We start from the raw sequence: 7,566 nt of genomic DNA, 5'->3' as shown, positions 1-7,566 counted from the left end.
CGAGCAGCGGAATTCGGCATGGATAAGGAGTTGTGGCAGTACATCTCGAAGGCCATGGCCACCAGTTTAGTGACTGACGACCCCCAGTAAGATGCAGGATAATTCTACAACAGGCCCTTGGTTCTTCACTTCCCAGAACCAGGGCTCCTTTTTATGCTGTTTCCCAAGCATCAATACTTTTCCCCGCATGGGTGTATACTAACGGTAAATCCATCCAGAGAGGATGATTCAACCGTGAACTCCAACAACGGCGGCCACAAATTCACCAACCGCCTGATCCACGAAAAATCGCCGTATCTCCTTCAGCACGCCCATAATCCAGTCGACTGGTACCCTTGGTGCGACGAAGCGTTCCGTATCGCTCGCAGGTTCAACCGGCCAATCCTTTTGTCCATAGGCTACTCGTAGCCCTGCGGGGCTACGAGTGGCAATATACGGGAATGGAGTAATATATGGACCTGTCACTGGTAGCGGGTCCGTAAACTACTCCTGAAGAGTACATAGAGGCAAGTTGGGTACGAATGCAATCATTTGAACGTTTTATGGATAGACCAGAATGGGTTGGCGTACGCGGCCGATGTCTAGCTTTATACCTCTGGAAATTAACTTTGGTGAACATAATCTAGGAAATTCAGGTGTGGGGTATAGCTCATTACGGAACGCCGTTTACACCTCGGTTCCAGCCAATTGGTAAGTTTTCACTCAAACAATAAAGCAGCGAGAATTCGAATTACACGATACAGACAAAGTAAACTTATGGAAAACAAAAAGGTCAATAAACTAATCAGAATTTGAAAAAGTATATGAACGTGAGTATCAGCAAAAGCTGTTTCTACAATGGATCCGACAGTTAGGAAAAGGGTGGCCGATATAGCGCGCATCATATACGATAAAATGTCGTGAAATGCACTGTTGGATGTTCGTTTAAGCTGCTTTAGTTGACTAATAATTTTCTTGTCTTCAAGCGCATACAACAATGTAAGTGCCGTGGATAAGAAACCAACTGAAATTGCACCGAATGTAACAAGGTCAGTTAGAATGTCCTTTAGATTTTGCAAAGGACCTAGGTCCAAAGCGTGGTATATGACAAAAACACCTATGCCCATGCCGGAACTAATAAGAAGTGGATATCTACGCTCAAATTTATATCCCACAATGTATCAATCCCTGCCGGCCACATTTTGAGCTTGAATCTCTGCCCTTCTTTTGTTATACGCATCTTCAAGAAAAATGTACATCTGCTTGGGAAACAAACGATTACGTCTTGTAGGATTAAAGGGATTTGTTTCGATCATTCGGTCATGCAGTAGATCAATGGGTAAAAGGGGACTCTCATCCTGCTCTCGGCCAGTCACCCGTAAGGCAGACACATATTCGCGATTTGCCAGCATCGATTCGATTAATCGACGAATCCCTCGAGGCAAAAGTGTTTCACCTCGAGCTCTTTCAGCTTTGATTTCGATGTTGGCTTTTCCACCGTCCAATTCACGCAAGAACTTTATCATTGCACTTGTGGCTTCATCAGAGTTATCAAAAATTTGAACATTTGATGGGGCTGCGAAGGAGACTTGTAATGTTCGAATTATATTTTGCCTCGTCATACGCTGCAAAGCATCAGTTGTTAAATATGGTGGTAATTCAAATTCGGCCCTCTGAATGAAATTCGAGAGATATTCGCGTAAGGCACCCGACTTGATACCGTAGTGGTTATACTGCATAACCAGTGTTTTAGAATTCTGGGAAGGATCATAGAGGAAAGACGAGCGTTCACCCACACCTTCGTCCTCTGCTAATGAAAAATCTTCGACGCTGCCGTCCAACCGTGCCTTTTGCGGGATTGCGTTCATTCTTATTTTGGTAATTGTTCCAAACCAAATTCCATCTCTAAGTTCTATTTCATTTACATTTCCGTATTCTTTCCACACCTTACGAGTTCGCTCTTCAACAGGTGTACTCGAAATTTGCTGAAATACGAAATCCAGAGATGCACTACTCGGTTCATCCACCCGATAAAAGTCAATTGTAATCGTCAATTTCTCATCCCCAACCCTATAGCATGTCCAAACACTAGTCGTTAGAAACTACGTCATTCCAATATGTTGCTTCGTTGTAGAAGGCTGCTTCCGAAAGCAATCGAAGGTGATGTTTCAAGTCTATGGGCAGTCTCGTAAAATTCACCCATTCATGGTTGCAACTTTATTTTAACAGGACTGCAGAATACACTTCGTGTATAGTAAGGGATCTGCGGCATTGGTATCGGGTTTTGAGAGCACTACAATATGTGTTGTCACATTCATGACGCTCATTGAATATTTCGATGCATTTCTGCAACTTTCTCCTTCGACAAACCAGTATGTTGTGCAACTGTCTCCATATCCATGCCGGACGCTAACAGGTTCCTCGCGATGTTTTCTGCTGCTTGTAATGCACCTTTTTCTCCTGCCTCTTGCGCCCGCAGTTCTGCCTCACGAACAGCGGCAGCATCATCTAAAATGACTTTTCGGCGAGATTCGTACTCAGACCAGGCCCGAGGGTCACGGCTAATGTCTTCCCATTCTGCAAAGGCTTTCTTCATGACGGAATCCTGCATTGCAATCGCCTCCAATTCTCGACGGATGTCTTCATTTTCTCCAGCTTCCAAGAGTAGCAACCAACGGACGAGCAAGTCTTCATGAAGGTTGAGAGCTTTCTTGCGCCAGTTCACCATAAGTTTCGAGATCTCCATGAAATGGATTTCCAAGACATCGGTGAGCAAGAATTTTTCTTCATCCTCAAATAGGTGGAACGTTGTATGGTATCGTTCGGTTGGTTTTACGAATCGAAAATTCAAGATGTTAATCGTAATGGTCTTCGCCAACTCTTTGTAGCCCATTCCTTCGTTCAATTGACCTGAATAGATTCGCGACCAGTAATACAGTGTGCGTTTCTCCATATCATACCGATTTGCGAGCTGAATTTCGATATTGATCCGCGCACCGTTTTCCGTACGTGCGTGAATGTCCAGAACCGATTTCTTGTCGTCCAAATGTTTAGGTTCCAGTTCTGAATTCAGAATTTCAATGGACGTGATGCGATCGTGCTCTGGAAGTTTCAGAGTCGCGTTGAGGAAGGCAATGAGGATTGGCTCATTTCCCTGTTTCCCAAACAACTGTTTGAAAGCAAAATCGACCTTTAAATCCATCAACGGCATCACAATACCACACCTTCATCATCGCTTGAACACATTTTACCATATCACTTGGCCTTAGTCTTTAGAAGTGCACAGTCATCGAAACTTCACCTGAATGTCGACTTCACCCCCGTTTCGCCTGTATTCGATCCGCCCAATGATCAGCTTCATAAGTCGGTTTCGTTCCTGCACGTCGATGGCGGCCTTCCAGGAGGCTTTGAGTTCGTCAATCAACTGCAGCCGTTCTGCGTGAGTGAGGGGCGTGCATCCGTCGAGGCTCTCCTTCAGTTGTTCATACTCGTTCTCCTTTTTCACAGTGAGATCCTTCAGGCGTTCCAGCCGCGTTTTGTACTCCGCTTTTGTCACATCGCCCATCACGAATAGGTCCTTAAGCCGATTCGCTCCGTCACGTAACGATTCGAGTTCTCGTTCTTTGGTGTGCAGCAGATGCTCCGTTGGGAAGTCTGATTCGTTGGTCTCAACGGGCGTTTTCAGGAGTACTGCCTCGTGTTCGCGTAGACTCTCCATAACCGCTTTTTCCACGTGTTCGAGTTCGATCCCGCGATTGCCACAACAATTCCCGAATGCATCGGTCTTTTGGCACTTCTTCACGAGTGTGCGCCCGTTTGGTTTCGGCTGGAACTGCAGGGAGTAGCCGCATTTGCCGCAGTAGAGTAGGCCAGAGAGAAGATAGGTGCCACGACGGGCGTGTTTGGGCTGAATTCGGCGGCTTTCCAGCAGTGTGACGATTTCCGCGTGTTCCTCCGGGGTCTTGACGGCAGGGTGAGCATTCTCGACGACGATCCAGTTTTCACGTGGGATCACTTTGAACGGTGCAGCTTTGCGTTTCTTGTGGAGTCCACCGCTCGTTTTGCCGTATACGACTCGACCGAGATGCACTTCGTTAAGGATGAGCCGGTACAGCACGCTTTCAGACCACAGTTTTCCTTTCGGTGACTGGATGCCCTGGCGGTTGAGTTCCCAGCAGACGCCGCTACACGTGGTACCGCTCAAAATCCGGTGCTTTATGAAGTTGTAGACATCCAGTTTCTCGGGATCTACATCCAGGCTGTGGGCTTCTGAGTTATACACGTACGGGAAGGGGGCAGGACCGTTGGTCCAGTGGCCGAGTCTTGCCCCAATTTTCTTGCCGCGCTGGAACCGCTTCTTAATCATTCGATATTCGTAGCGAGCGAAGACGCCTTCAATGTCGGTGATCAGTTCCTGGTCCTCATCGTTCAGGTCGTAGACGCGGTGAGGAGTCACAACGAGGGTGTTCGACTGCTGAAGGGTCTTTTCAATTCGCGCCCGATCCTCCTTGTCGCCACGACTGAGACGGTCATAGTCCATGACGACAACTGCATCATAAAAATCGTTCTTGATGTCCTTCAACAGACGTTTGAATTCAGGGCGAAAGTCGATGCTGTCGGAGCTGCCAATCTCCCGATAAATCACATAGCGCCAGTTGTTCTTTCGGACGAGATCGGTGAGTGCGGTTTCGTGTTTGAGTAGGACATCTTCTTCACCGCCAGTATCATCGCGGCTCTTGCGCAGGTACATGGCCACTTCGTAGATCTTCTTTGGTTCCATTGCGTGTCACCTCGATTGTCAGGTTATAGTTCCGGATGTCCATCTTTGCTCTGCAGGGCGAGTGAAGTCAACGGCAGGAGATGGAGAAGGCAAGGCTTCGCAAGAAGTCGATGGGGGGAGCAGAAAGGACCGTCCATAAGGGCAATTCATCGTGAGGGATGTTGATTTGAGATGTCGTGTCGGATGGTCATTTTGCAAGTAAGCCGAAGCGCGTAGCGGTGGGCATGAGGTCTTTCTTGAATTGGGATCGACGTCCGATTTGAAGGAGTCAGGAACGATCTGCACAGTCTCGTGCGACAATGAAGAATTGCACCGTGAATGGCTTCGAGATCATATTGACCAGTAAATACGCTTGCTGAATCCGATACCGGCTATCAAGAAACAAGTAGGGGTGCGATGTAAGTATTGAACGGCGGGAGCATTTGGTGTTTTTAGAGAGATGGGTATGACTCGACTGGCGGCAGGGCTAAAGACTTTTATAACTGTTCAACGCGTCCAGGCTAGGTCGACTGTAACCAGAAATCCAACTTCTCTATGGACGCAGATTGCGCGGCACTTGGGATGATTTGATGTTAGGCTATAAAAGTGGACACGACGAACTGAGAATGTAAAATAAAATCATTCGAGGTGATGATCGTGCCAAAACCCTTTGATCGAGATTTTAAGTTAAACGCGGTCCAAATGGTGACGCAGCAAGGCAAGTCAGCGTCCCAAGTCGCGCGTGATTTAGGCATTTCGCCAAAAACGATGCATGGATGGGTTCAACATTACAAGGAGGATCCTGTCTCGCCATTTGTCGGAAGTGGGCATCTAAAACCTGATGCACAAGCACTCCGTGAACTGGAGCGAGAAAACCGTGACTTGCGAGAGGAGAATGCGATTTTAAAAAAGGCCATGCGCATCTTCACAAACGACCGGAGATAAAGTACCACTTTATTAAGGAAAACCGCTCCAAATTTCCGATCGAGAAGATGTGCAACGTATTAAACGTGTCACGAAGCGGTTTCTATCAGTATTTGAAAAGATCTGAGAGCGAACGAACCAAGCGAAAAAAACGGTTGACTAAGCGTATTGTTCAAATCTTTGAATCGTCAAGAAAGTTGTATGGTAGCCCTAAAATCACGCGTCTTCTTAACCGTCAGGGTGAACGTGTTGCTCAGAAAACGGTCGCATCGATCATGCGAGAAAATCAACTGCGAAGCCGAATTGTACGCAAATACAAGGCGACGACAAATTCAAGCATGATCATCCGGTACATGACAATCGGTTAAATCAAACGTTTATTGCTGAGCGTCCTGGACAAGTGTACATGTCAGATATTACCTACGTATCGACGGCGGAAGGCTGGCTGTATGTTGCAAGTGTGATGGATTTATACAGTCGAAAGATTGTTGGATGGTCTGCGGGGGATCGAATGACGAAGGAACTTGTGCTTCGGGCGCTTGATCAAGCGTATGCACGACAAAGACCGAAGGGATCTGTTCTGCACCATTCGGACCGAGGAAGCCAGTACGCCTCCGTAGAATATCAGAAAAGACTTGAGAAATACAACATGGTGGGAAGCATGAGCCGCAAAGGGAATTGTTATGATAACGCGTGCATCGAATCGTTTCATAACACGCTCAAACGCGAATGTGTTTATTTAAACAAGTTTCAAACCCGAAAAGCCGCCCATCAAACGATTTTTGAGTATATCGAAGTCTTTTACAATCGCCAGAGAATCCATTCGTCGATCGGCTACGTATCACCGCATCACTATGAAACGATGTACGAAGCGCGGGCTTCCTAGCGAAGAACGTGGTGAGGATGTCAAGGTACGCTTTTTGCCTTGACATCTGGATCGGAAGATTTTAAAAAATGAATGCTGTGTCGAAACCACAGAAGGTGGGATCGACCCTAACCACCGATTTAAAATGATCGATTGTCTCTGTTTATCGTGTCTACTTTCTTGACTTAATATCAATTCGATAGAGGGAAGCGATTTGTTACGGCCCATGTTTTTCGGTGGTTTCGCGCCAGACGGTGTTCATCTGTTCTCACCTCCTTCGTTTTGGACGTCCAACATAGCTCGTTCGAATAGGACAGTCAACGATGACGAAACGGGAGTATCATGCAACCATCCGGTGCCCCATTGTTTGACGCGCCACTTTCAAACCGTGTGCCAGAATGAATGGTTCTATCGCGCGTGAGCGCCCACGTTGGCCTGTCCGCCCTAAGAGAATGATGTGCAGGGAAACCGTTTGTATTGAGTAGAGGCGCGAACGTGAGGCACCTGTGCGCGTGTGATTGGGCTGAAGAAACCGCTCGTTTGAATTGACGTTCAGGATGGGGCTAGGTCGCATCTCACGATCCTGTGGCTCGGTATGAACACGAGGTACCCCTCGCACCGGCGACGCGAATTGCTTTCAAATGCGACAAAGTAGTTTGTCGGTACGAGTATAACGCGCAGCTCGCTCCCTCCATACGGGCGGCGAATGAGTAATATGTCCCACAGAGGCAGAGCCGGGAATCCGCGCCCTGTACGGGATCTGCCGCTCATCAACATGTCGTTTGTTATGCGCAAGGCTATGCGGAAGTGTATGCGTAAACCTATGCGCAACCCTATTACTTGTTTTTTGAAAGACAAGGTGCCGAAAACCCACATGTCGGACGACTGATTCTCGTATTCGACTTGCTCCTCCTGTCAATACCCTGAATTGCCAGTGACCGGGTGCATCACCTAAATCACTGTGGAATTGTCAAATTTAGTTTAGCCCCGAAACTCGTAATACCGGTCTATGGCTACGCCTAGGGGGTGTGAGTGAAGT

The 7,566-nt window shown here is 47.4% G+C and carries 4 protein-coding genes and 2 pseudogenes; 2 read left to right on the top strand and 4 right to left on the bottom strand.

Annotated features, from left to right (window positions below; genetic code table 11):
- Window positions 1-234 precede the first annotated feature (234 nt).
- Window positions 235-405 (top strand): annotated as a pseudogene (locus ATW55_RS15815) (DUF255 domain-containing protein); the annotation flags it as partial.
- 293 nt (window positions 406-698) lie between these two features.
- Here the strand turns inward: ATW55_RS15815 and ATW55_RS09910 are convergent.
- The 4 genes from ATW55_RS09910 to ATW55_RS09895 form a co-directional block, all read right to left on the bottom strand.
- Window positions 699-1,154, bottom strand: coding sequence for a hypothetical protein (locus ATW55_RS09910; RefSeq protein ID WP_067713659.1), 456 nt, complete (start codon window positions 1,152-1,154; stop codon window positions 699-701).
- 6 nt (window positions 1,155-1,160) lie between these two features.
- Complete coding sequence (locus ATW55_RS09905; RefSeq protein ID WP_067713663.1) at window positions 1,161-2,033, bottom strand: DUF6731 family protein; 873 nt, start codon at window positions 2,031-2,033, stop codon at window positions 1,161-1,163.
- A gap of 269 nt (window positions 2,034-2,302) precedes the next feature.
- On the bottom strand, window positions 2,303-3,193 hold the full coding sequence (locus tag ATW55_RS09900) for an Rpn family recombination-promoting nuclease/putative transposase (protein WP_201024932.1): 891 nt from the start codon (window positions 3,191-3,193) through the stop codon (window positions 2,303-2,305).
- Between the two features lie 72 nt (window positions 3,194-3,265).
- Window positions 3,266-4,759, bottom strand: coding sequence for a recombinase family protein (locus ATW55_RS09895; protein ID WP_067713668.1), 1,494 nt, complete (start codon window positions 4,757-4,759; stop codon window positions 3,266-3,268).
- 630 nt (window positions 4,760-5,389) lie between these two features.
- On the opposite strand from ATW55_RS09895, the pseudogene ATW55_RS09885 reads away from it, so the two are divergent.
- Window positions 5,390-6,548: pseudogene (locus ATW55_RS09885) on the top strand (IS3 family transposase).
- The last annotated feature ends 1,018 nt before the right edge of the window (window positions 6,549-7,566 follow it).

Origin of the sequence: Ferroacidibacillus organovorans, from assembly GCF_001516615.1 — a bacterium.
Taxonomy (GTDB): Bacteria; Bacillota; Bacilli; order Alicyclobacillales; family SLC66; genus Ferroacidibacillus; species Ferroacidibacillus ferrooxidans_B.
Note: the sequence above shows the minus strand (reverse complement) of the source record. Positions and strands in the feature narration are given on the sequence as shown.

Bases quoted from the DNA above. Each gene is read 5' to 3' on its own strand.
- ATW55_RS09895 (WP_067713668.1), bottom strand. From the start codon at position 4,759: ATGGAACCAAAGAAGATCTACGAAGTGGCCATGTACCTGCGCAAGAGC.